This window comes from Mucilaginibacter limnophilus, assembly GCF_004005815.1.
Classification (GTDB): domain Bacteria; phylum Bacteroidota; class Bacteroidia; order Sphingobacteriales; family Sphingobacteriaceae; genus Mucilaginibacter; species Mucilaginibacter limnophilus.
In genome coordinates this window covers 1-24,966 of sequence record NZ_SACK01000012.1, presented here as the reverse complement: position 1 = coordinate 24,966, position 24,966 = coordinate 1, and the positions used below count along the sequence as shown (strand labels likewise).

Genomic DNA, 24,966 nt, shown 5'->3' with positions numbered 1-24,966 from the left:
ATGAGTGAGATATCTGAATACGTAAAAAAGGAAATTGCCGGACTTGAACCTGTTGAAGCATTGCGTACGCTTGCTGCTCAGTTTCCGGGTGAGATAGTTTTTTCTACCAGTTTTGGCTGGGAAGACCAGGTTATTACACACATGATATTTTCAAATGACCTGCCTATAAAAGTTTTTACACTTGAAACAGGCAGGCTATTTCCGGAGACATATTATGTATGGAACCGTACTATGGAAATTTACGGTAAACCGGTACATTCCTACTACCCTAACCATGAGCTGGTTGAGGCCATGGTAAATGCCAAAGGCCCCAATAGTTTTTACAATTCGGTTGAAGACCGTAAGGAATGTTGCGCCATACGTAAGATAGAACCCTTAAGACGTGCACTTACAGGCAACAAGTGCTGGATAACCGGCATACGTGCCGAGCAGTCGGCCAACCGCCAGTATATGGATAATGTGGAATGGGACGAGGTGAACAACATTGTTAAATACCATCCTATTTACAGTTGGACGCTGGATGAGGTTAAGGCTTATATTAAAGAAAATAATATCCCCTATAATTCACTGCATGATCGCGGCTTTCCAAGTATTGGCTGTATGCCTTGTACACGCGCTGTGCAGGAAGGCGAAGATTTTCGTGCCGGCCGTTGGTGGTGGGAAGATCAGTCGAAGAAAGAATGTGGTTTACATGCCGTAAAACAGCATTGAACTTAGAAAATTGCTCATAAAAAAAGCGCCTGTTTATTACAAACAGGCGCTTTGCATATATATGAGGTTGTTGTGTTTTTTACTTTACTTGTTGAAAAAATGATACTGTTGAAGTTGGTGATACACGTACCAATACTTCTTCCTTATCGTTTTTCAGGTCAACAAATAATTGAGTAGATTCTGTAGTTTGAAGTTTGATTACATCACCTACTGCATAACCTTTATATTTTGCTGCGATCTCTTTCTGAGCCCTTTCTGAAACAGCAGAGTAAGCAACGCGTTCAGTTGTGCCCATAAAATCACCTGAAAAATTGTAGAAAGCGGTGGTTTTTACACCGTTCAATATAAACTCAGCTTTTTGGCAGTTGTCGGTTATTGTCCAGGTTACATTTTTAGCGTCCCTGAAATCAGCTTTAAACTGGTTGATTACTGAATATGATACACGGCTACCGTCGTCGTCTTTTACATTTTTAACTGCAGCATTTGCATAAAGACCTGTGCTTAACAAACCTGCGATTACCGGAATTATGAATAATTTTTTCATTGTGTCTTAAATTTAAATCCATAACAAAAGTAAGTTATAAATATTAATTTGATAAATTAATTTTAATTTTTATAAAAATATCATAACAAATTGGCATATATTTTAAATTTTTTAAAATTACACTAAGTTATTATCCGGAATTTTGAAATATCGTAAAAAAACAACCCTTGCCTTAGTGTTAAAATTACACTAAGACAAGGGTGTGGTCAGTAAAATCTGAGGAAAAACGTCTGAATATATTTCAGCTTTACTGTTTTAGCATTATAGCTCCTTAATATATTTCAGGAAAAGGTGCAGCGCTTGTTTTTTGTCTTCAGTAACATTAAAGTCTATCTTATTCAGCAGGTAATCATGAATATCAAAATCAGGGCGTTTAGGTAATTCCCTGAATAGTTCTTCACGGTGATCAAGGCCAAATTTCAATGCTTTATTGAATTCTGCAATGAAGTCATTGCTGATGGGTTTGTTAGCTATCCAGGCGGCAAAAAGAAATGGCAGGCTGGTAAATCTTTTCCACTCTTCGGCAAGGTCATAAGCATAAGCGTAGTTATCCTTTTTGCCAAATGTTCTGTCCCCTATTTGTACAAACGCTGTTTCAGGGTCGGTTGATGCTGAATAATCCTCAGCACCGACAACAAATTCAGGTGCTAACTTCCAGTAATTTTTAAGAAGTACCTTTGCCAGGTTATTTGAGGTACGCGACTGCGGATCGAGCTGTAATCTTTTTACGTTACGTATCTCAGTGTTGCTGAATATAAATACTGAGTTAACCGCACCGTTCGCTCCAATGCCATAATCGGCTACTATATGCCACTCAGGTAAGTTTAAGGTAGCGGCCACAGGTATCAAACCAATGTCGGCTTTATCATCTATCAGTTTCTGGGCGCAATCAGCCGGAATGTCAAGGCTAAGTTCTATATCATTTAAAATGCCTGAATGTTGCAGGCCATATATAAACGGTTTAGTATTGGTATAACTAACCGCCGAAATTCTAATCTTTTCCACTTATCGTTCAGAAGCTGTTTTTAAATGCAGGGCGTTATTGAAATCAACTATCTCAAATTTTTCGCCGTCATAAGTTACTTTATATAATACAAGGTTTTGGTGCGGAAAGCTGTCCATATCGGTAAGCGGCCGGTTAGTGAGCAGGCACATCAGCAGGCGCATGGCACGGCCATGCATACATATCAGCACAGTTTTTTCTTCCGGATGGCTCATGATGGTATTAAGCGCTTCTTCCTGCCTTAGCTTAACTTCGTTAGGGCTTTCACCGCCTTCAAACTTAACATCCAGGTTACCGTCGAGCCAGTTGCGCATCAAATCCATAAAAGCGGCCTTACTTTCGGGTGTACTTGGCTGCCCCTCGAATACACCCCATGCCAACTCATCAAGTCCTGAAAGCTTTTCGTATGGAATACCTTTATCTATAAACCCCTGTATGCTTTGTTGTGTACGTTTAAGGGTAGATATATATATCTTGTTAAAAGGGACATCTTTATAAGCGGCGTAAAATTGCTCAGCCTGCGCGTGCCCTTCTTCATTCAGATCGGTGTTCATTCCCCTGCCCTGCACAATACCGCGTTTGTTTAAGTCGGTTTGCCCATGGCGGACAATGTATAGTGTTTTTTCTATCATTCTTTATACGAGTGGAAAGTTAAACAGAGTGCTTTGCGCTCGCGGTTCTACTCTCCGCTAATTAACCACCGGAAGCTTATAAAACTGTGGCTTCTTTTCTTCGGCAAACTCAACGTTACTGTAATCTGTAACCACATTATATAAGGTATCGCGTTCAACCGGTTTACGGCCTACGTGTTTTATCAGTTCTACAAGCTCTTTGGTGCTCATGGCCGGGTGCTGCTCTTCGGCGCCTGCCATTGAGTATATTTTGGTGGTATCGTCAAGCGTACCGTCAATATCGTCAACACCAAAGTTCAGCGACAACTGCGCCGTATTTCTGCTGATCATAGCCCAGTAAGCTTTAATATGATCAAAATTATCAAGGTAGATACGCGCTATCGCATAATTACGCAAATCTTCTATTACGCTTGCTTCAGCAACATTCGACATCTGGTTGTCTTTATTACGGAATTTTAGCGGAATAAACGTCTGGAAGCCGCCTGTCTTGTCCTGTAACTGGCGAAGGCGTTCCATATGGTCAATCCGGTGCCAGTATTTCTCGATATGGCCATATAGCATTGTAGCGTTTGAGCGCATGCCCAGTTTGTGCCATTCTTCATGTATCTGCAGCCACTGGTTGGCAGTACATTTATCTTTGGCTATGTGGTCGCGTATTTCTTCATGAAAAATCTCCGCGCCCCCACCCGGCATCGATTCCAATCCGGCATCTTTCATCAAGGCCATGCCTGTAGCGTAGTCGATCTTCGCCTTTTTAAATATATAGTGGTACTCAACCGGTGTAAGCGCTTTAACATGCAGGTTTGGCCTGTGTGCCTTAATGCGGCGGAAGAGTTCGGCATAAAAAGGCACATCATACTGCGGTAACACACCGCCAACAATATGCACTTCGGTAACCGGCTCACCATCGTATTTTTTTACGATGTCAAGCATCTCGTCCATAGTATATTCCCAACCGTCGGCACGCTGTTTTATCAGGCGCGAGTACGAGCAGAACTTACAATCGTAAACACAAAGATTGGTTGGTTCGATATGGAAATTACGGTTGAAATAAGTGGTATCACCGTGTTTTTTCTCGCGGATGTAATTGGCCAGTACGCCTAAAAAGCCGAGTTCGGCTTCTTCATACAACAATACGCCTTCATCAAAAGTAATGCGTTCGCCGTTATGTACTTTCAGTGCTATCTGCCTCAGGGTGGCGGGTAGGCTGGCGTCGTGTAATAATATCTGTAAACTATCTTCAGCCGGCATCTAAATTCCTTTGCTGCAAAAATACGCAATTACAACATCAGAATATCACAAACATGTCACTATTTATCCCGTACGTAAACGGAAGTATAGCCATCGTTAACATTATCAGCCAGTACCAGTGTATCAGCAGTAACAGAAACTATTACCTGGTTGATGTGACCGGCATTGTACTGAATAATGTTAACCGAATCGGGCGAGATGATGCTTTTACCTCTTGATATAGTGTATTGGTCGCGATCTTTTATACTGTCGTTTCTCAGCATATAAACACTATCAGCAGCAAACCTAATACCCATTGTATAGCGTAATGTTTCCTGTGTTATGGTTTGTCCGGCAAAACCGCCGGTGGATCTTCTCCAGTTCCATTTGCCGTCAAGTTGTCCGTTATAAACCGAACTGTTGGAATTAAGTATTTGCTTGCTGCAGGCTACTATCACAAAAAGTATCAGTATAAGAATCAGATTTTTCATTTAGAACGTGTTAACTTCTTCTATTGAAGCAATTGAAATGCCATTAAAGCAATCGTCCATGCAGCCTTTTGGTACGTATCCGCACAGCGATATCATGCCGTTATTTTTGGCCTCGAAATAAATTTCGTTATCCTTTTCATTCACTTTCAGCCATTCTTTTTTGGCTTTTGTATAAACTTCATCGAGTGTTAAGCCGGCTGCTCCTCTTTCATGAATATTGATTTGCGCAGGGCCTTCAATCCATTCTTCCTTTAAAACCAATTTATTGCTGCCGTTTTGAGCCCGTACATAATATCTATAATTACGATTAATAACGATACCATTACTTACCGTTATGGTTGTACTATCAACCGTACCAATCCACGAGCCGTTGGTTACTACGTAAACGTAATTGTTGCCGCTTGACTTTTTAAATGATTGCCAGGCATCGTAGCTTTTATCAAAATCAGATTCAACTTTATCTTTTTTACATGAAGTAAAGCCTATGGCCAGTACAAAAAGCAGAGGAAAAAATACTTTCATAAAACAGGTTTTATGACCTTACGGTAAATTATAATAAAACGCTACAATTTAAAATGTAAACTTATTACTTTGCGGCCATTCAAAACAACACTATGAAGATTGAGACTATCGCCATACATGCGGGCAACCATACCGACGAACAAAGCAAAGCCGTAGTACAGCCAATTATATTATCTACAACTTTTGAGCGCGGTGCCGACGGTGGTTATCCCGGCGGTTATATGTACGGCCGTGCAGGCAACCCTAACCGTAAGGCTTTGGAGCAGGTTTTGGCTCAATTGGAAGGTGGTGTTGAAGCGGCTTCCTTTTCATCGGGTAACGCGGCAGGTATGGCAATATTTCAATCGCTGCAGCCGGGCACACATATCATTTTACCTGACGACATGTATCACGGGTTACGGAACCAGGTTAAGCAATTGTTTACCGGGATATTGGAGTTCGATTTTATTGATGTGAACGACAAAGCGCTTTTGCAACAGCGCATCAAATCAAACACAGGTTTAATATGGGTTGAAACACCTTCAAACCCTTTATTAAAAATTACAGACGTTAGAAAAGTATCTGCTATCGCGAAGCAGCATAATATTAAACTGGTTTGCGATAACACCTTTGCGACGCCAATTTGCCAGCAGCCTCTTGAGTTGGGCGCCGATGTGGTGATGCATTCGGCTACCAAATACTTCGGCGGGCACAGCGACCTAATGGGCGGCGCCCTCATCACGAAAGAAAAAACTGAATGGTGGGAAAAGATCCGGCAGGTGCAGGAAAGCGGCGGCGCTATCCCTTCGCCTATGGATTGCTATTACCTGGTTCGCAGCATCAAAACATTGCCTTACCGTGTTCGCGGACATATACAAAACGCACAGCTACTTGCAGAACACCTGGAAAAACATCCTAAGGTTGAAAAGGTGATCTACCCTGGCCTGGCATCGCATCCGCAGTATGAGGTAGCCAAAAGCCAAATGAAATCGTTTGGCGGTATGCTTTCGTTCACCATAAAAGGCAGTGAAGATGATGTACGAAAAGTGGCCAACTCTATACAATTGTTTACACAGGCTACCAGTTTGGGCGGCGTGGAAAGTTTAATTGAACACCGCGCATCAGTTGAAGGGCCAGATACCAAAACGCCGCGCAACCTGTTACGTGTTTCAGTAGGACTTGAACACATAGACGACCTGATAGCCGACATTGACCGGGCGCTCAGTTTTATATGAAAAATTACAATTACAAATTAAATTTGGTTATTAGATTTTTATAGGCATATATTTGCAACAATATTTGGCGACAGATATAAAATTTAAGATCAAAATACCCTTCACAAGGCATTTGATTTATAAAGAAGCGGCGAGAGATCAGGCTCAATAACCCGCTGGCAACCCTTCATGGGATGAAGAAGGTGCCAATTCCTGTCCCGGAGAATGGATCCCGGGGGATATAAATTAACAACCATGAAAAAATTAGTTAGCGTAAAAAACGAATTACAGGTTATATCAACGAGCTATCCCCCAGCTTGCTGTATTTGTTGTATGTGTTGCTGTTGTTAAACAACTGTAGCGCAGTCCCCTATTTTTTCGTCTAATAGGAAACACGTGTAAATCAACGGAGTGCACATGCTGTGCATAACCCGCATCTAACTAACAAAATTCAAAAACAAATTAATCTTAAACAATCATGTCTGCAAACCTAAAATTCGAAACATTACAATTACATGCCGGCCAGGAGGTCGAACCAACTACAGGCGCACGCGCCGTGCCTTTATACCAAACAACATCTTACGTATTTAACAGTGCCGAGCATGGCGCAAACCTGTTCGCCCTGAAAGAATTCGGTAATATTTATACCCGCCTGATGAACCCAACTACCGACGTTTTTGAAAAACGCGTAGCGGCATTAGAAGGTGGTGTGGCGGCTTTAGCAACTGCATCGGGCCAGGCGGCACAATTCATCGCGCTGAATAATATCTTGCAGGCAGGCGATAATTTTGTAACCTCACCATTTCTGTATGGCGGAACTTACAACCAGTTTAAAGTAGCCTTTAAACGTATTGGCATTGAAGTGCGTTTTGCAAAAGACGACAGTCCCGAAAGCATTGAAGCACTTATTGATGGTAACACCAAAGCTATTTACGCAGAAACCATTGGCAACCCGGGCTACAACATTCCTGATTTTGAAAAAATATCAGCGATAGCTAATAAACACGATCTTCCATTTATAGTTGACAACACCTTTGGCGCTGCAGGTTACCTGTTCCGTCCTATTGAGCACGGTGCGCATGTGGTGGTACAATCGGCTACCAAATGGATAGGCGGCCACGGTACCAGCATTGGCGGTGTTATTGTTGACGCCGGTACTTATAACTGGGGTAACGGAAAATTCAAACAATTTACTGAACCATCTGAAGGTTATCATGGTCTTGTATTTAATGATGTGTTTGGCATTGGCGGCCCGTTCGGTAATATTCAGTACATCATTCGTGCACGCGTTGAAGGTTTGAGAGATTTCGGCCCGTCGCAATCGCCATTTAATTCATGGCTGTTGCTTCAGGGGCTTGAAACATTATCGCTTCGGGTACAGCGCCATGTTGATAATGCGCTTGAACTGGCCAAATGGCTTGAGCAGCATCCGCAGGTTGAAAATGTATCTTACCCCGGCCTTACATCATCACCTCACCATGAGCTTGCCAAAAAATATCTGAAAAACGGCTTTGGTTCAGTGCTTTCATTTGAAGTAAAAGGTGGAAAAGAAAACGCGACAAAGATTATTGACAGCGTTCAGCTTGCCAGCCACCTTGCAAACGTAGGCGATGCAAAAACGCTTATCATCCAGCCATCGGCAACTACACACCAGCAATTAAGCGACGAAGAACAACTATCAGCAGGTGTAAAACCAAATCAGTTGCGCGTATCTGTTGGTATTGAGCATATTGATGATATAAAAGCCGATTTTGAACAGGCTTTAAGCAAAATTAAACAAGAAGAGCTTGACCTTGCTTAAAGGTTATATTGATTAGTAGGTAAGAACCATCCTGCTTAGCGCAGGATGGTTTATTTGAAATTGATGAACACAGAAGTATTTAAATACACAAAAACATTCAGGCTCGAATCGGGCGCGCAATTGCAGCATCTCGAGATAGGCTTTCACACCTATGGCAAGTTAAACGCCAACCGTGATAACGTTATTTGGGTTTGCCATGCGCTTACAGCCAATTCGGATGTTTTTGACTGGTGGAAAGGCCTTTTTGGTGATAAGGAATTTTTTAATCCGGATGAACACTTTATCGTTTGTGCTAATATCCTGAGTTCACCTTATGGTACCACCAGCCCGTTAAGTATTAACCCGGTTACGGGTCAGCCATACTATCTGTCATTTCCGCAGGTAACCGTAAGGGATATTGTGGAGGCACATAAACTGCTTGCTGATCATTTGAACGTGCAGGATATCCACCTGCTTATAGGCGGATCACTTGGCGGGCAGCAGGCAATGGAATGGGCTATTTCCGAACCTGAGCGTATTAAAAATGCTGTGCTAATCGCCACCAACGCGAAGCATTCGGCATGGGGCATCGCCTTTAATGAATCACAGCGCCTTGCCTTAACTGCCGACCGAACCTTTTACAGCAACACACCTGATGGCGGCGCCAAAGGACTTAAAGCAGCACGCAGCATAGCTCTTCTATCCTACCGTGGTTACAAAACTTATAACGTTACCCAGCAGGAAGATACTGATAACATCACCGACGGTTTTAAATCCTCAAGCTATCAAAATTACCAGGGCCAGAAGTTAGTCAACCGTTTTAATGCTTACAGCTACTGGTACCTGAGCAAGGTAATGGATTCACACAACGTGGGCCGTAGCCGTGGCGGTGTTGAAAAAGCGCTAAGCCTTATAAAAGCAAAAACATTAGTGATAGGTATAAAATCAGACGTATTGTTCCCTGTTGAAGAGCAGCAATATCTTTTTCAGCATATACCCAAAGCGTCGTTTGCCGAGTTCGACTCATTTTATGGACACGACGGCTTTTTAATTGAAACTGAAGCATTAACTAACATAATAAAGTCATTCCTGAAAACGGATGTTAAAGGAAAGATTATTGAACTACAACGCACAGCATGAGTAAAAAACTTACTATAGGATTATTTGGTTTCGGCGTGGTTGGCCAGGGTTTGTATGATATCATTAAAACCAAAAACCTCAACCTCGAAATTGTAAAGATCGCCATAAAAGATCCTACAAAAAAAAGGACATTACCTGCCGAACTGTTCACTACTGACAGGGACGAAATACTGAATAACCCGGAGATTAATACGATAATCGAGTTGATAAATGATACTGAAGCGGCTTATCATATCGTTTCTACAGCCTTAAAATCGGGCAAAAATGTTGTGTCGGCCAGTAAAAAAATGCTTGCTCTTCATTTGGAAGAACTTATCAATATTCAGCATGAGTATGGTACATCCCTATTGTATGAAGGCGCGGTTTGCGGCAGTATTCCTATTATCCGTAACCTTGAAGAGTACTATGACAATGAATTACTGCACAGTATAAGCGGCATCTTCAATGGTTCATCAAACTATATTCTGTCGAAAGGATTTTTAGAAAATCTTGATTACGCCAGCGCGTTAAAACAAGCACAAGACCTTGGCTTTGCAGAGACCGACCCTACTATGGACGTTGGTGGATACGACGCCAAGTTTAAACTTGTAATTGCAGCGGCTCATGCTTATGGCGTAGTAGTTAACCCGGATGATGTGCTGAATATCGGTATACAAAACCTGTCGCCGTACGACTTGCAGTACACCCGCGAAAAGAACCTGAAAATTAAGCTGGTACCTGTTGCCAAAGAGCTTGACGATAAACATGTTGCATTATTTGTTCTGCCAAAGCTGGTTAACGAGCATGAGTTTTTGTACAATGTTGAATATGAGTACAACGGCGTAATTGTTCAGGCGGCATTTGCCGATCAGCAGTTCTTTTTTGGTAAAGGTGCAGGCGGACATCCAACCGGCGCGGCGGTACTTTCAGACGTTGCGGCGTTGCGCTACGATTACCAATACGAGTACAAAAAAGCTAAACAAAAAGGCAGTTTACAATTCACGAATGATATTGAATTAACCGTTTACCTGCGTTATACAGATGACAGCCTGGTGGAAGACCTTGGCTTTGAGCATATTTTTGAACGCTACATTTCTGACAGTTATAAATTTGTTATCGGAAAAATCAATTTGCAAAATCTGATCGATAATAAATACCGTATATCAGATAACAAGGCATTTATAGCCTTTGCCGATCAGCTAACAGGGGTCAGCTTAGCTACGGCGAAACAAACAGCCGAACTTTACCAAAGTTAAATTATGAGGTTGTTACAAAGAAAAAGCTCCGATTTCCGGAGCTTTTTCTTTTTTGTATCTTCTGTAAATCGTGAGCGAAGCCCGGCACTTATAACAAATTATATTTCTCTTTTACTATCCCATTCCTCCAGGTAATGAGCGATACGGCTCAGGAAGGTCCCCCCCAGTGCACCGTCAATAACACGGTGGTCATATGACAGCGACAGGAACATCATGTGCCTGATGGCAATAACATCCCCTTCAGGAGTTTCAATTACTGCCGGCTTCTTCTTTATCGCGCCAACAGCCAGTATAGCTGCTTGTGGCTGATTGATAATTGGCGTACCCATTACATTACCAAACGAACCTACATTGGTAATGGTAAAGGTGCCTTCCTTTATATCATCAGGATTAAGCTTATTTGCACGTGCACGGTTAGCCAGATCATTAACCTGTTTGGTTAGCCCCAACAGGTTCAATTGATCAGCACGTTTTATAACAGGCACTATCAGGTTACCGCTTGGCAACGCCGCGGCCATACCAATATTGATATCTCTTTTTTTGATGATCTGTGTTCCGTTAACAGATACATTGATTAGCGGGAAATCTTTAATGGCTTTTACAACCGCCTCGATAAATATCGGCGTAAAGGTTATCTTTTCACCTTCACGTTTTTCAAAAGTGCTTTTTACCTTATCGCGCCATTGCACCAGGCTGGTTACATCAGCCTCAACAAACGAGGTAACATGCGGAGATACCTGCTTGCTCATTACCATATGCTCGGCAATGAGTTTGCGCATCCTGTCCATCTCGATAATCTCGTCGCCACCAGAAACTGATACTGTTTTAGGAGCCTCAAAAGCAGGTGCTGCGGATTGCGGCTTAGCAGCCTGAGGCTGGGCAACAGATTGTGAAGTTTGTTGTTGTAGTGCGGCCGCAGGCTTAAAGGCAGGTTTACCTTTGTTTTCAATATAAGCCAGCAGGTCATCCTTTGTAAGGCGTCCTTCAGCACCGGTACCCGGAATATTGTCCAGTTCTTCGTTGCCGATTCCTTCCGCATTGGCAATGTTTCTTACCAACGGCGAATAAAATCTGATGGATGACGATTTTACCTGAGCAGCAGGCGCAGGATCGGGCTGTTGCTGTAATTGCTGTGTATAGGGTACATCGGCGGCTAAAAGTTCGGGCTCGGCATCGTCCTGAGCGGTTTCATCAGCTGCCTGAAAAGTTTCGACTTCCGGCTCTATCGGGTCTTGCTCGGTTGCAGGTCTGGCAGTGTGTTGTGCTTGCACTTCTGGTTGAGGTAGCGGGGCTGTTTCAGCAGCTGTTTCTTTAACCTCAACCTTATTTTGGGCAGGTGTTTGTACGGGCGGTTCTTCGTCGGGACCATCGGTTTCAATAATGGCTATTACACTGCCAACTTCAACGGTGTCATTTTCGGCAAACAATTGCTCAAGCAGACGGCCGCTTACAGGTGAGGGCACTTCAGAATCAACCTTATCTGTAGCGATCTCCACAACCGAGTCATCAGCGTCAATGCGGTCACCCGGTTTTTTTACCCAGTTAGTAATAGTTGCTTCGGCAACACTCTCTCCCATTTTTGGTAACAACAGCTGATATTTAGCCATAGAATAGAAATTGTACAGTTGGTCGGCTCAAAAATAAACAATGAAAAGGGGAACTTGATTACGCTTTTAATAAATTATTCAACATTGTAAACGCCGAAATAGCACTCCGTTCGATGTTTTGCAGGCGCTTGCCAACATATGTGAATTTCTTTATTTGGCGGTTATTTGCCGAAACTACTGCTATCCAAACAGTTCCGACAGGCTTATCTGGCGTACCACCGTCGGGCCCTGCAATACCGGTTACCGCTACGGCGTAATCCGACTTGAAATTTTTAAGGGCGCCTTCAGCCATTTCTACAGCAGTTTGCTCGCTTACTGCGCCAAATTGCTGTAAAGTTTCATGCTTCACATCCAAAATATCTTCTTTCAAGTCATTTGAATATGACACCGCACCGCCTAAAAATACCTTTGACGAGCCCAGATGCTGCGTAAGCATATGTGAGATTAAACCGCCGGTGCAGCTTTCAGCCGTTGAAAGTGTCAGCCCGCGCTGCTCCATTTGGTTAAGTATGGCTTTCTCTATTGGCAGATCTTCTTCTGCAACTACCACATGCTTTACGCGTTCAATAATTTGTGATGCATAATGCTCAACCTCTTTCTCCAAAGCTCGTGCATCATCTCCAAACCCGCTAAGCCTAAGTCTTACTTGTCCTAATTTAGGCAGATAAGCCAGCTTAATATGCGGCGGTAAACTGTCTTCTATATCTGCAATAGTTTCAGCTAAAAATGATTCACCTTCTCCGGCTGTTAAAATCGTTTTGTGTACAATAACAGGTAACTCAATGGTGGCTTGCAGTTTTGGCAACACCTGCCCTTCCATCATGTACATCATCTCGAAAGGTACACCCGGCATCGACATATAGATTTTTCCGTGATGATTAAACCACATGCCCGGCGCGGTACCGTTCTCGTTCAGTATCACCTCACAATTTTCGGGCACCAAAGCTTGTTGTTTATTTACTTCAAGTAATGGCCGGTTGTATCTTTTAAATATCCGCTCAACATTGTCCAGCGCATCCTGATTTTCCATCAAGCCAACATTAAAATATTCAGCGAGTGTCTTTTTTGTAATATCATCTTTGGTGGGGCCAAGGCCACCGGTTATCAATATAACATCTGCGCGTTTTGACGCCTCGGCAAGGGCATTCAAGATATGCTCCCTGTCATCAGACACTGATGATATTTGTTTTACTTTTATACCGATTTTGTTGAGCTGCTGCCCCATCCATGCCGAATTGGTATCAACAATTTGCCCTATAAGTATCTCGTCGCCAATGGTAATTATCTCTGCCAGCATGTTAAAACCCGCCTCCGTAATATTGGTTACTGGTATAATCGCTACGTTTTGTCAGTTTCAAATCCTGAAGAATTGACGATTTCACCTTAATGGTTACATTATATGACTTGTAATAACCAAACGGCAGCCATTGCACTGAAAGATCCCAACAATGCAGGTCGCGGTATATGGCGAAAGATGTAGCACTGCTTATCTGCCGCACTTTTAAATCGACGTTTGTAGAGTATTGCACTTTCCACTTAGGTGTTATGCTTACATCGCCGCTTATCATCAACGTATTGGTTGTATTTTTTGACACCACGTTATTGCTGTAAGTAAAGTTATAGCTAAAGGACACATTCCACGGTACATTAAAATCAATGTAAGCGCCAGGGTCACTATTAAGCAAGGCAAGCTTGCTTGATTGCTCGGGCGTCATGTTATTAAGGGTATTTGGCTGATTTTGTTTTTTAGGGTTGAACGACGTTGAGTTTAGACTACCACTCATTGATACGTTAAACGACGTAAGACGAGGAAGCTTTCCATCCTGCCAGGTAAAACGCGACAGTGGCCTTGCAAAGCGTATTACACGGCCGTTTGAAATAGAATCGAGCGACTGGGTAACATACGGGTTAAGTGAGCCGTTGAAACTGATATTGATCTTTTGTCCGAACAACCCGGTGTGACCCGAAAAATTGATTGGCGATAATTTTATAGAATCGGCCGCGAAATTGTAAAACGTCGAAAACGTAAGGCCCTGTAGTATGGATATCTTTTTTTCGGTATTTGATGTATCTGTACTGCTTGGACGCAGTTTAGCGTCGATTGTGTTATCAATATTGATACCTATACCTGCCGAACGGCCTGCTGAAGGCCCACCATAAACCGCCTGCTCAAATATCGAATAGGTTTGCGCAGTGTAACCATAAGGTATTGAAGCATCGCTTACAATAGTGCGGTAATAGCCATAGCTCGGATCAGAAAAATCGGGCCTGTAGTTAAAGCTTACCGATGGTGTCATTACATGGCGTAAGGCACGCAATTTTCCTTTAAAGTTAGCAATACTATAAACTTTGGTTGACATACCGGCACTCAGGCTGTACTCACCCGCACGCGCGAAACCGCCAACCGTATCGGTAACCGGAGTACCAGGTGACACATCCGGATCATCACGATCATAACGTTTGCGTATGGTTTGGAGGTACCAGCGCTCGGTATAGTTGGCTGAAGTGTTAAACTGGAAATACTTCAATACATTCAAGCTTAATCCGATAGGTATTTGGTGCTGCATGCCGTTTTTCATACGCCTCGTTAGTGTTTCGGATTTAAACAGCTGCGATTCGGGTATATTATCAAGCCGGTTTTGCGCCTGCATGCTATAGCCTACAGTTATTTTTTGATACCATTTTTGCTCACCAACACGGTTCTTGCTGTCAAACGGACTTAGCGTCGACATGTTGAACGATACGGTAGGCAGATCAAGTGTTACCCTTTTTTGTGTAATGTCCTGGCTATGGCCTAAGCTCACGTTTAAGTTGAATGGCGTACCTGCCCAGGTTTTACCGTATGATATACTCGAACGCAAGTTGTTTTGCGTTAACTGTGTAAGACTATAGTTTTGACCTGCCGGCGAGTTTTGATAAAAGCTTGAAGTACCGGCATTAACCGAGGCGCTGAAAGTAGTACCCGGGTTAGCATTAGGGTCCTGGCTATGTGTCCATGATATATTGAAGTCTTTACGCGGCGGGTCTCCGGGCAGGCCATAATTGTGTGAGCCATAGCTCAGCGTCATGTTACCCTGATACTTATAACGTTTCAGATAACGCGCGGCCGTACTCAACTCATAAGAACCTTTTGAGTATATCGACGCGTTATTTGTAAAGTCAATATTATCATTAAGCGCGATATAGTAACCAAGGTTCCGCATAAAGAAACCAAGCTTGTTATCCTCACCAAATGTCGGCAGTATTACACCCGATGTACGGGAGTCGGGCTTTGGAAAAAAGCCAAAAGGTATAGCTAATGGTAGTGGCACGTTCAATATTTCGAGATATGCCGGGCCAGATATTATTCGCTTCTTCTCTCCTATACCTTTTGTGATAACAATACCAAAGTGGGTATCAGGAAATGGCTCGTTACAGGTACTAAAAATCACATTCCGATAGGCCACTTCTGTTTCGTTCAACTTTTTTGCCTGCCCACCGGATATAAAATTACCGTCCTGCTCGGTTGCAGGGTTAAATATTTTACCTTTTTTGGTATCGTAATCAAATAATAACGAGTCGGCATAGGCCGGTTTATCATTGCCTTGTTTAAATATAGGGCGACCGATATACCTGCCTGTTTTTGGGCTTTTTGCGCCGCTTGCAAATATCAGGTGATTTTTACGGTCGACACGGATGTATTCAGCATCAAGTTCCACATCCTGATAACTTACACGAGCCTTGCCATACAGGTACATCATGTCGTGTACGTTATCAACTATAATAGAATCTTCTGCATAAGGGTGTACAATATCGTCTAAACCTCCGGCGCTTTTTTGAGTCGTATCGTTTGCAGAAAGGCGGAGGCTTGTATCGGCAATTGTAGTATCACGCTGCCCGGGTACGGTATCGCGCTGTCCGGGGATGGTATCGATACGCGACGCACCTGCCGGTGTAACCGGATCGGTAGCCTTCCCGAACGGGCCGTTAAGCAGCCTGCGGTCTTTAGCTTTACTGCTATCGAGCTGAATGATGGTATCGCGAAGCGGTTTAATTGTAATATTTCCGCTTTTGTATGCGCCGGCAACCACATTCACCGTTAGTACAATAGCAAGCAGAAAAAATAGCCTTACGAATTTCAAAATTGATTATGAATAGTATTTTTGCAGATATAGTTATCAAACAGCCCTCAAAACTAATGAAAATAAAAACACTGAAAAGATTGATTTATTGTTTCCCCGCATTGTTAGTTTCATTTTCTTTTTTTTCATTAAAATCATACGCAACCCCGGTTGAACACATTTTGCCCGATTCATCTCAAACACCGGGCTTTAAAGTAAAAACAGTAATAGTAGATGCCGGTCACGGTGGCTTCAGGGCCGGCGCGTCAGGCGCTTATTCTGTCGAAAAAAATGTAACGCTGCAAATAGCCTTTAAATTACAAAAGGCTATAGAAAAAGAGTTAAATGATGTTAAAGTAGTGATGACACGCACTACCGATGAGGATATACTATGGCAAAAACGCGCAACTATAGCTAATGAAAACAAAGGTGACCTATTCGTTTCTATACACTGTAACTCACTGGCTGATAGGGTAACAACCGTAAAAGGCAAGAGGGTACGTGTACCTAACCGCTCGGGTAAAGGTGTGCTTTTACTTGTTTACGGATTTCATCGTACCAAAGAAGAAGAAAAAGCCATTAAAGAAACCCGGTTTGAAGATGACGACGAGATGAACGCCGCATTTGACCCGAATGACCCGGCAGCTTTAATTTTACTTAACGAGTATAAACGTAAATACCGTAAACAAAGCATACGTTTCGCAAATCTTTTATCGGATGAATTTAGTAACGATGGCCGCCGTATTGAAGGCATTCGTGAGCAGGGTGTACTGGTATTATGCCGCAGCGCTATGCCGGCTGTGCTGGTTGAAACCGGCTATATTAATAATCCTGATGAAGAAGAATACTTAAATTCTGAAGCCGGGCAAAACGAAATCGTTGCTTCTATTGTTAAAGCTATACGAAACTTTAAAAAAGAAGTTGAAAATTAATGGTTAAACATAAACTTATTTACCTTGAAAGTATCTAACGAAACCAAAGTTGGCGCCTTTACCGCCATAGGCATAGCCGCACTTTTGCTTACCTATAGTTATTTAAGCGGAAACGATGTTTTCTCGGGATCAAATAAGTTTTATGCCATTTATAAAAGCGTTGAAGGCTTATCGGTATCAAAACCGGTATTGGTAAATGGTTATCAGGTTGGCCGTGTTTCAAAAATGGAACTGCAGCCTGACGGACGCACTATAGTGGAATTTAAGGTTGATAAAAAGTACGATATACCATCAAATACCCTTGCGCAGCTGCAAAGTACCGACCTTCTTGGTGGCAAAGCCATCATTTTTGAATTAGGCAACAGCCCTGAGCCTGCCCAGGATGAAGACACCCTGCGTGCTGATATTCAGGGTAGTTTAGCCGAAAGTCTGCAGCCTATACAAAAGAAAGTTGAAGCGCTGATGACTAAAATGGATTCGTCGCTGGCTTCTATTAACCGCATTATGAACCCTGAGTTCGAACGTAATGTCGATCGTAGCTTTGCCAGCATTGCCAACTCGTTGCAAACACTTGAGGGTACTACTAAAAAGATTGACGCGCTTGTAGGTACTCAATCAACCAACATAAATACCATTATGGGTAACGCGGCTACTGTATCCAGTAATTTAAAGGCTACATCAATCCATTTTGAAGGCATAGCAACAAACTTGCAAAAGTTTAGTAACGACCTTGCTTCAACCAACATACAGCAAACTATGGCCAATGCCGACAAGGCTGTAGCTAACTTGCAGGCAACAACAGCTAAAATAAACAGTCGTGAAGGTTCGCTTGGCTTGCTTTTGAACGACACCAGCATGTACCATAATTTGAGCGACGCGTCTTACAATCTTAACCAGTTATTTATCGACCTGAAAGCACATCCAAAACGCTACGTAAGCTTTTCGATTTTCGGCGGGAAAGATTGAGTACTTAAGACATTTATGCCACCGAGAGCCTTAAGAGAAAAAGAAGTAAATTTGCTATCATCTTTGTTGGAGGGTAAACCAAACTATGAAACGTTGATTTCTCAACTTGCCGGAAAAGTCGAGGAAATGAATGATGGAGGAATGGGGAGTTTGAGGTTTATTGACAGAAAAAAGAACCACAACACTATGGAAGCACTGTGGCAGAAGCAGAAACATTCGATGAAGATGACGTGCTTATATCTATTACTGTAAATCTGGATAAAGGCGGTGACTTATATGAACTGGATATCTGGAAAGTAGACTTTTCTGCTGTTAAGCGATTTCCGTCAATAGACAATGATGTGTTTATATTAATCAGATAACGTACATGCAACCTAAAGATGAAGCTCTATGATGTATGTTATTTATACCACGTAAGTTTTACCTTCCACCGCTAAATCAGTATTCGGAAAAACGGATTGCGCTTCTTCCAATAATTCCGTCAGGCTTTTATAACGTGCCGAAAAATGCCCGATAAGCAAATGTTTGGCACCTGTAGTTACGGCTATTTCAGCGGCTTGCTGTGCGGTGGTATGGAAAGTTTCGCGTGCCCTGTCGAGCATATCATGCAAAAAAGTAGCCTCATGGTACAGCATTGTAGCGCCTTTTATTTGCTCGAAATATTGCGGGTTGTAAACCGTGTCTGAACAATAAGCATAACATTTAGGGTCGTCGGGGTCGGTGGTAAGTTCTGTATTCTTATGAACCGTACCATCGGGGGTGGTATAATCTGCACCTTTTTTTATGGATGGAAAATATGGTACAGGTATATTTAACTGCTCTACTTTTTCCTTTATCAGCTTGCGTGAGCGCCTTTTTTCTTTAAAGAAGAAGCCTGTACACGGTATGCGGTGATCAAGCGGGATGGTTTCTACTGTAATGTCCTGATTCTCGAAAATAAGTTCCGGAGCATCAGGGTTGGTCGCTTTAAATTCGAGCGGATAATGAAGCGTAGTTTCAGAGTACTTAAGCTGCAGTTCAATAATTTCGATTAAGGGCGCAGGACCGAAAAGCTTCATCGGCTTTTTACGCCCGTTTAAATGCAGCGACGATAGCAAACCTACAAGACCCAGGTAATGATCGCCGTGCAAATGGCTGATGAAAATGCAATTGATTTTTGCGGCCTTTATATCAAAGCGCAGCATTTGCTGCTGAGTACCTTCGCCGCAATCAATTAAATACCAGTGATCGTTAATGTTTAACGCCTGCGCAGTTGGGTTTCGGTTGTATATAGGAGTTGCTGAGCTGCTTCCAAGTATAGTAACTTCAAACTTCATACCCGGATAAACAGCCGTAAGGCTATTTTAGTTCCCTTTTTAATTCTTTTTCTATCTCTTCCATAAAAATAAGATCGATAGCTTCTTCAGAGGTAGGAACTATTGAAAGCACATTATCCAACTGAGAGATGGTAACCAGGCGCGCAACAGCATCATTTATACCTGCAAGAATAAATAATCCGTCGGCATTTTTACATAACCTGTGACCAACTAAAAGGCTGCTAAGGCCAGATGAATCGGCAAACTTAACCTGTGAAAGATCAAGGATGATATTACGCTGGCCTTCAGTGTTCATCAATATCAATTCCGATTTTAATTGCGGAGTAACCAATGAATTTAACTTTGATTCATTCAGCTTCACCAATATATACTTCTCGTGTTTGTCAACAGTAAATTTCATTGCTTGATATTTTAAAGGCTAAGATATAATATTTTTGGTTGTATTACCTAATTAAGTTGCTGCAGGGCATGTGTTATGTTACCTTCTACACGCTTTAGCACATCATCTGTTTCCGACTTGATAAACGGCTCGCCGGTTATCTTTTCATACAATTCAATGTATCTTTCTGATATCGACTGTATTTTTTCGTCTGTCATCTCGGGCACTGTCTCACCTACTCTGCCCTGAAAGCCGTTTTCAATTAACCACCTTCTAACAAACTCTTTCGATAACTGTTTTTGCTGTTCGCCGGCTTGCTGGCGTTCTTCGTAACCTTCGCTGTAAAAATACCTTGAGGAATCAGGCGTGTGTATCTCATCAATCAAGTATATCTGTCCATCGGTTTTGCCAAATTCATACTTGGTATCAACCAGTATCAGTCCCTGCTGTGCGGCTATTTCGGTACCACGCTGAAATAAAGCACGGGTATAATTTTCCAGTTGAATATAGTCTTCTTCATTTACTATACCTAGTTCCAGTATTTTCTCCCGTGAAATATCCTCATCATGGCCAACAGCGGCTTTAGTGGTGGGCGTAATAATTGGTTCCGGAAGTTTATCGTTTTCCTTTAAACCCTCAGGTAAGGCAACACCGCATATTTCCCTTTTTCCAAGCGCATATTCACGTGCCGCATGGCCGGCAAGGTAACCGCGTATCACCATTTCAACTTTGAACGGCGCACAAATACGACCGATAGTAACGCTTGGATCAGGTACGCTAACCACCCAGTTAGGCACAATATCGGCCGTAGCTTCTAAAAACTTAGCCGCAATTTGGTTAAGCACTTGTCCTTTGTATGGTATAGGTTTGGGCAGCACCACGTCAAACGCCGAAATACGGTCGGTAACCACCATGGCCAGATACTGATTTTTTATGGTGTAAACATCGCGTACCTTGCCTTTATAAAAAGCCGTTTGTCCCGGCAAATTGAAATGAGTTTCTTTTATTGCGTCCATTTATTCGAGAGTCAAGAATTAAGAATCAGGAATTAAGATGTAGCTCCATAGTTCTTATTCTATGTCTAAATTATTTGTATTTGGAGTAAAAATTAAGAACAAAGTTAATTTATAGCTTCTTGGTTCCTGGCTCTTGACTCCTAATTCTAATAGCTAACTTATAACTACTGTATATCCCCGTAAGCCTCTAATATGCGTTTTACCAGTTTGTGCCTTACCACGTCTTCGCCGCTCAGGTAAATTATCTCGATACCTTTGATATCAGTTAAAATTCTTAGTGCGGTATGCAAACCCGATTGTTGTTTTTTTGGAAGGTCAATCTGCGTTACGTCACCGGTCACAATAAATTTAGCGCTTGGCCCCATACGTGTTAAAAACATCTTTAGCTGCATGTCGGTAGCGTTTTGCGCCTCGTCTAATATCACAAAACAGTTATCAAGGGTACGCCCGCGCATAAAGGCCAGCGGAGCTATCTCTATGGTACGGTTCTCCAGATATACTTTCAGCTTTTCAGCAGGTATCATATCATCCAGCGCGTCGTAGAGCGGGCGCAGGTATGGGTCGATCTTTTCTTTCAGATCACCCGGCAAAAAGCCCAGGTTTTCACCAGCCTCAACCGCCGGACGGGTAAGTATAATTCGCTTGATCTCTTTATTTTTTAACGCTCTAACAGCAAGCGCTACCGCCGTATATGTTTTACCGGTACCCGCAGGGCCTATGGCAAATAATATGTCACTTTTGTTTATGCTGTCAACCATGCGGCGCTGGTTAGCCGTACGGGCTTTAACCATTATACCGTTAGGACCGAAAACGATCACCTCGCCGGTTGTAGATTTATCAGCAGGAGCGTCAGCAGCAGATGACACTGATACTTTTGAACCAATAATGCGTTCAATATCAGTGATACTTAAGTTTTCGTACTTTTCTACATGCTGCAGCAACAGGTTAAATTTCTCACTAAAGCTGTTCAGTTCCTGATCATCGCCCAGCACCTTAACTTCACTTCCGCGGGCAACAATTTTTAGTTTGGGATATTGCTTTTTAATGATCTCAAAATGATCATTATTAGGTCCCCACAAAACAGCCGGATTAATGTTTTCGATAGATAATTTTAGTTCGTTCAATACAAATTGATTTTTGGTTGCTGATTTTTATGAATTAAAAATTGAATATTTGCAGCGTCTATCGCTTGTACAAGATTAGCAATAAATATTTAAAAAATTAATGGCAATAATAACTTTAACTACTGATTTGGGCGACAAGGATATTTACCTTGCAGCCTTAAAAGGTAGCATATTAAAACTATTGCCCGAGGTTAATATTGTTGATATTACCAACAGTGTTTCGGCGTTTAACGTACAGCAGGCGGCCTTTATTTTAAAGAACAGCTACTACTATTTTCCGGATAATACGGTTCACCTGATAGGCATTGATACTGTTTATAATACATTTACAAAATACCTGGCCATCCGGTACAACAACCATTATTTTGTGGGTGCTGATAATGGCATTTTCTCGCTGATGTTTGATGACGAGCCGAAAGATATTTTCGAGATCAACATTATGCAGGATCTTAAATTTCTGCATTTTCCGCTGGCTGACATTTTTGTAAAGGCAGCCTGTCATTTAGCTAAAGGCGGCGACATCGAAGAGATCGGCCTACCGGTTGCGGGCATTGAAAAGAAAATGAACCTTGCCCCTGTTGTTGAGAAAAACCTGATAAAGGGTGCGGTGATCTATATCGACTCATTCCAGAATGTGATCACCAATATCAAAAAAGATTTTTTCAACACAGTTCAACAAGGGCGTCGTTTCACACTCTACTTCAAACGAAATGAAACCATTAGCCATTTAAGCTGGCATTACAACGAAGTACCCGAGGGCGAAAAGCTTTGTCTTTTCGGTATAAGCGACCATTTGGAAATAGCCATAAACAAAGGCAACGCCAGCGGGTTATTAGGTTTAAACCTTGGTGACAGCGTCATCATTGAGTTTGAATAACCTGTTATGTTCAAAAAGCTATCTGTTTTGTTATTGGTGCTGATAATGACACAACCTGCACTTGCGCAGCGTGACGCCGATTCGCTGGCGTATGAACTGCAACGAAAAAAGATCAATAGTCTGCTTAATCAGCGTCGCGCTAAGTTTGGGCAGTACGATGTAAGTCTTACTAAACATACCGGTATTTTCGGGCTGCAAACTAAGAAGGATATCCGGCGCTCAAACGATATCCTGATGGATATTGTACAAACAGACAACAACATTTTCAAAGAGCTGAAGATATTACTCGATTACCGCACCTCGTTACAGGAACGTGCCCAAGCACAAACTGTTGAACGCGAGAACGACCGTATGTCATTCATTAATACCATTAACCGCCTGCGCAGACAACAGGAAGAATTACAAACCAAACTAAAAGAGCAGGAAAAAGCATCAGCACATACCGAACGCAATTATACCATAGCAATTGCCGTTATACTTGTTCTTTCTGTAACTTTTATCTTATTAGCTATAAAAAGAAAAGCTAAGCCTTAACTTTGCAATTGATGTTATGAACTGCCGACTATTAATTTAGTCAATAATAAAGGGGTGGTTTACCCGACCATTTACACAAAAAGATTAATGAAATTAACTATACACGGGGCTGCCCGGCAGGTTACCGGAAGCATGCATTTGCTTGAGGTTAACCAATATAAAATATTGATTGATTGCGGATTGGATTATGAAAAGGACCGCAGCATACAAAGCAACGAAAACCTGCCCTTTAACCCGGCAGATATTGACGTAATTATACTTACCCATGCACACATTGATCACTCGGGTAACCTGCCTACACTGGTACGTTTAGGTTACGAAGGACAGATATTGTGTACTGCACCAACTGCTGATCTTACAGAACTGCTGCTGCTTGATTCGGTAAGCATATTTATAAACAAAGCGGCTAAGCAAGGAAAATTTCATAAACGCAAAGGAAAGTTTAATAGCGGTGGCGGCCCACAGCCCCTTTACCTGCAAAAGCATGTGATGGATACCGTTGAGCGCTTTGTTACTATTGGTTACAATAAACCTTTCAGGTTAAATGGCGATGTAGAATTGACTTTTATACCTGCCGGACATTTATTGGGTGCCGCCGCAGCTGTTCTTAAAATTAACGATAACGGCGAGGAAAAAACCATTGCTTTTACCGGTGATATCGGCCGCAAAAACTACCCGGTTTTGAATGACCCTGAACCACTGCCTCCTGTTGATTACCTAGTAACCGAAGCTACTTACGGCGGACGCTATCACACCAAAGATAAAACTGTTGAACAGGTACTGGTTGATACCATTGATAAAGCCTGTATAAAAGAACAGGGGCGGTTGATTATTCCCGCATTCAGTATAGGGCGTACACAGTCGTTGGTATATTCGCTTAACAAGATATTCAGCAGCGGGCTGCTGCCGCCTGTCAAGGTATTTGTTGATAGCCCCATGGCGGTTATGGCAACAGGCGTTTTCAGGAAGTACCACTACCTGGTTAATGCCGAGGCACAAGAATTCTATAATAAGAAAGGCGATGAGTTTGAGTTCGACAACCTTACCTATGTGGAAACTTTGAAAGACAGTCGGCAGGTATCAAACTATTTTGAGCCGTGCATCATCATCTCATCGGCAGGTATGCTTGAGGGCGGCCGCATACAGGATCATTTGTTTTATAACATACAGAATTATTATTGCACCATCTTGTTCATTGGCTATTGTGCAAAAGGCACTTTGGGCCACCGCCTGCTGCGCGGCGACCCTATTGTTCATATAAAAGACCGAGACCTGGCCGTATATGCCACCATTAAACAAACCGACGTGCTAAGTGCCCATGGCGACCATAACGACCTGCTGAACAACATTAAATCGCAGGATAAGGCCAAATTGAAGAACATTTTCCTGGTGCATGGCGAAACATCAAGTATGGAAATATTTGCCGATGCGTTGACTGCGGAAGGTTACACTGCTACTATACCTGAAAAAGGTGTGAGTTATAATCTGTAGGTGTTGACGTCAACGCCGTCAACACCGTCAACACCGTCAACACCGTCAACACCGTCAACACCGTCAACACCGTCAACACCGTCAACACCGTCAACACCGTCAACACCGTCAACACCGTCAACACCGTCAACACCGTGCTTCAG

At 42.5% G+C, this 24,966-nt stretch carries 25 protein-coding genes and 1 riboswitch; of the genes, 12 read left to right on the top strand and 13 right to left on the bottom strand.

All coding sequences use genetic code 11. The features are described 5' to 3' along the window. Complete coding sequence (locus EOD41_RS19040; protein WP_127707951.1) at positions 1 to 711, top strand: phosphoadenylyl-sulfate reductase; 711 nt, start codon at positions 1 to 3, stop codon at positions 709 to 711. A gap of 79 nt (positions 712 to 790) precedes the next feature. On the opposite strand, the gene EOD41_RS19035 is transcribed toward EOD41_RS19040, so the two are convergent. The 6 genes from EOD41_RS19035 to EOD41_RS19010 all read right to left on the bottom strand — a co-directional run bounded on the left by EOD41_RS19035 (position 791) and on the right by EOD41_RS19010 (position 5,133). Next, positions 791 to 1,255: a hypothetical protein gene (locus tag EOD41_RS19035; protein WP_127707948.1), complete on the bottom strand. Its 465-nt coding sequence runs from the start codon at positions 1,253 to 1,255 to the stop codon at positions 791 to 793. 261 nt (positions 1,256 to 1,516) lie between these two features. Beyond that, positions 1,517 to 2,260 (bottom strand): menaquinone biosynthetic enzyme MqnA/MqnD family protein, encoded by a 744-nt coding sequence (locus EOD41_RS19030; RefSeq protein WP_127707946.1) that lies wholly within the window; start codon positions 2,258 to 2,260, stop codon positions 1,517 to 1,519. Continuing rightward, positions 2,261 to 2,890, bottom strand: a complete 630-nt coding sequence (locus EOD41_RS19025; RefSeq protein WP_205780598.1) for a histidine phosphatase family protein — start codon at positions 2,888 to 2,890, stop codon at positions 2,261 to 2,263. It lies immediately after the preceding gene. A 57-nt stretch (positions 2,891 to 2,947) separates the two neighbouring features. Beyond that, complete coding sequence (gene mqnE / locus EOD41_RS19020) at positions 2,948 to 4,141, bottom strand: aminofutalosine synthase MqnE (RefSeq protein ID WP_127707944.1); 1,194 nt, start codon at positions 4,139 to 4,141, stop codon at positions 2,948 to 2,950. Positions 4,142 to 4,200: 59 nt separating this feature from the next. Continuing rightward, the gene (locus EOD41_RS19015; protein WP_127707942.1) at positions 4,201 to 4,611 is read right to left on the bottom strand and encodes a hypothetical protein; all 411 of its coding nucleotides are present in this window, start codon (positions 4,609 to 4,611) and stop codon (positions 4,201 to 4,203) included. Further along, positions 4,612 to 5,133 carry a hypothetical protein gene (locus tag EOD41_RS19010; RefSeq protein ID WP_127707940.1) on the bottom strand — a complete coding sequence of 174 codons (522 nt, stop codon included), beginning with the start codon at positions 5,131 to 5,133 and terminating at the stop codon, positions 4,612 to 4,614. Between the two features lie 92 nt (positions 5,134 to 5,225). Between EOD41_RS19010 and EOD41_RS19005 the strand changes: the two genes are divergently transcribed. The 4 genes from EOD41_RS19005 to EOD41_RS18990 all read left to right on the top strand — a co-directional run bounded on the left by EOD41_RS19005 (position 5,226) and on the right by EOD41_RS18990 (position 10,481). Further along, positions 5,226 to 6,347 (top strand): trans-sulfuration enzyme family protein, encoded by a 1,122-nt coding sequence (locus tag EOD41_RS19005; protein ID WP_127707938.1) that lies wholly within the window; start codon positions 5,226 to 5,228, stop codon positions 6,345 to 6,347. A 114-nt stretch (positions 6,348 to 6,461) separates the two neighbouring features. Beyond that, positions 6,462 to 6,574, top strand: a riboswitch (SAM riboswitch). 230 nt (positions 6,575 to 6,804) lie between these two features. Further along, on the top strand, positions 6,805 to 8,127 hold the full coding sequence (locus EOD41_RS19000; protein ID WP_127707936.1) for an O-acetylhomoserine aminocarboxypropyltransferase/cysteine synthase family protein: 1,323 nt from the start codon (positions 6,805 to 6,807) through the stop codon (positions 8,125 to 8,127). A gap of 63 nt (positions 8,128 to 8,190) precedes the next feature. Next, a complete protein-coding gene (locus EOD41_RS18995; RefSeq protein WP_127707934.1) occupies positions 8,191 to 9,246 on the top strand; it encodes a homoserine O-acetyltransferase family protein in 1,056 nt (351 codons plus the stop codon). After that, a complete protein-coding gene (locus EOD41_RS18990; RefSeq protein WP_127707932.1) occupies positions 9,243 to 10,481 on the top strand; it encodes a homoserine dehydrogenase in 1,239 nt (412 codons plus the stop codon). The genes EOD41_RS18995 and EOD41_RS18990 overlap by 4 nt, the downstream gene beginning before the upstream one ends. 98 nt (positions 10,482 to 10,579) lie before the next feature. On the opposite strand, the gene EOD41_RS18985 is transcribed toward EOD41_RS18990, so the two are convergent. Genes EOD41_RS18985 through EOD41_RS18975 form a run of 3 tightly spaced genes read right to left on the bottom strand, consistent with a single transcriptional unit; the run spans position 10,580 to position 16,209 of the window. Beyond that, complete coding sequence (locus EOD41_RS18985; protein WP_127707930.1) at positions 10,580 to 12,088, bottom strand: dihydrolipoamide acetyltransferase family protein; 1,509 nt, start codon at positions 12,086 to 12,088, stop codon at positions 10,580 to 10,582. Positions 12,089 to 12,146: 58 nt separating this feature from the next. Then, complete coding sequence (locus EOD41_RS18980; RefSeq protein ID WP_127707928.1) at positions 12,147 to 13,385, bottom strand: competence/damage-inducible protein A; 1,239 nt, start codon at positions 13,383 to 13,385, stop codon at positions 12,147 to 12,149. Between the two features lies 1 nt (position 13,386). Next, the gene (locus EOD41_RS18975; RefSeq protein WP_127707926.1) at positions 13,387 to 16,209 is read right to left on the bottom strand and encodes a putative LPS assembly protein LptD; all 2,823 of its coding nucleotides are present in this window, start codon (positions 16,207 to 16,209) and stop codon (positions 13,387 to 13,389) included. A gap of 161 nt (positions 16,210 to 16,370) precedes the next feature. On the opposite strand from EOD41_RS18975, the gene EOD41_RS18970 reads away from it, so the two are divergent. Genes EOD41_RS18970 through EOD41_RS20815 form a run of 4 tightly spaced genes read left to right on the top strand, consistent with a single transcriptional unit; the run spans position 16,371 to position 18,448 of the window. Beyond that, positions 16,371 to 17,120, top strand: coding sequence for an N-acetylmuramoyl-L-alanine amidase family protein (locus EOD41_RS18970; RefSeq protein ID WP_164849994.1), 750 nt, complete (start codon positions 16,371 to 16,373; stop codon positions 17,118 to 17,120). A 24-nt stretch (positions 17,121 to 17,144) separates the two neighbouring features. Continuing rightward, positions 17,145 to 18,086, top strand: a complete 942-nt coding sequence (locus EOD41_RS18965) for an MlaD family protein (RefSeq protein WP_127707922.1) — start codon at positions 17,145 to 17,147, stop codon at positions 18,084 to 18,086. Between the two features lie 15 nt (positions 18,087 to 18,101). After that, positions 18,102 to 18,338 carry a DUF6984 family protein gene (locus tag EOD41_RS21295; protein WP_394342478.1) on the top strand — a complete coding sequence of 79 codons (237 nt, stop codon included), beginning with the start codon at positions 18,102 to 18,104 and terminating at the stop codon, positions 18,336 to 18,338. Next, positions 18,284 to 18,448 (top strand): DUF6984 family protein, encoded by a 165-nt coding sequence (locus tag EOD41_RS20815; RefSeq protein ID WP_164849993.1) that lies wholly within the window; start codon positions 18,284 to 18,286, stop codon positions 18,446 to 18,448. The genes EOD41_RS21295 and EOD41_RS20815 overlap by 55 nt, the downstream gene beginning before the upstream one ends. A 42-nt stretch (positions 18,449 to 18,490) precedes the next feature. Here EOD41_RS20815 and EOD41_RS18960 read toward each other — a convergent pair whose 3' ends face one another. From EOD41_RS18960 to EOD41_RS18945, 4 genes are all read right to left on the bottom strand, one after another. Then, a complete protein-coding gene (locus EOD41_RS18960) occupies positions 18,491 to 19,402 on the bottom strand; it encodes a ribonuclease Z (RefSeq protein ID WP_127707920.1) in 912 nt (303 codons plus the stop codon). Between the two features lie 22 nt (positions 19,403 to 19,424). Then, positions 19,425 to 19,802: an STAS domain-containing protein gene (locus tag EOD41_RS18955; protein ID WP_127707918.1), complete on the bottom strand. Its 378-nt coding sequence runs from the start codon at positions 19,800 to 19,802 to the stop codon at positions 19,425 to 19,427. A gap of 47 nt (positions 19,803 to 19,849) precedes the next feature. Next, positions 19,850 to 20,797 carry a phosphoribosylaminoimidazolesuccinocarboxamide synthase gene (locus EOD41_RS18950; protein ID WP_127707916.1) on the bottom strand — a complete coding sequence of 316 codons (948 nt, stop codon included), beginning with the start codon at positions 20,795 to 20,797 and terminating at the stop codon, positions 19,850 to 19,852. Between the two features lie 164 nt (positions 20,798 to 20,961). Further along, a complete protein-coding gene (locus EOD41_RS18945; RefSeq protein WP_127707914.1) occupies positions 20,962 to 21,921 on the bottom strand; it encodes a PhoH family protein in 960 nt (319 codons plus the stop codon). Between the two features lie 100 nt (positions 21,922 to 22,021). Here EOD41_RS18945 and EOD41_RS18940 point away from each other — a divergent pair, with 100 nt between their 5' ends. The 3 genes from EOD41_RS18940 to EOD41_RS18930 all read left to right on the top strand — a co-directional run bounded on the left by EOD41_RS18940 (position 22,022) and on the right by EOD41_RS18930 (position 24,823). Then, entirely contained in the window at positions 22,022 to 22,798 is a 777-nt protein-coding gene (locus EOD41_RS18940) for an SAM hydrolase/SAM-dependent halogenase family protein (RefSeq protein ID WP_127707912.1), read from the top strand. Positions 22,799 to 22,804: 6 nt separating this feature from the next. Continuing rightward, positions 22,805 to 23,332, top strand: coding sequence for a hypothetical protein (locus tag EOD41_RS18935; protein ID WP_127707910.1), 528 nt, complete (start codon positions 22,805 to 22,807; stop codon positions 23,330 to 23,332). 87 nt (positions 23,333 to 23,419) lie between these two features. Beyond that, the gene (locus EOD41_RS18930; protein WP_127707908.1) at positions 23,420 to 24,823 is read left to right on the top strand and encodes an MBL fold metallo-hydrolase; all 1,404 of its coding nucleotides are present in this window, start codon (positions 23,420 to 23,422) and stop codon (positions 24,821 to 24,823) included. Positions 24,824 to 24,966 lie beyond the last annotated feature (143 nt).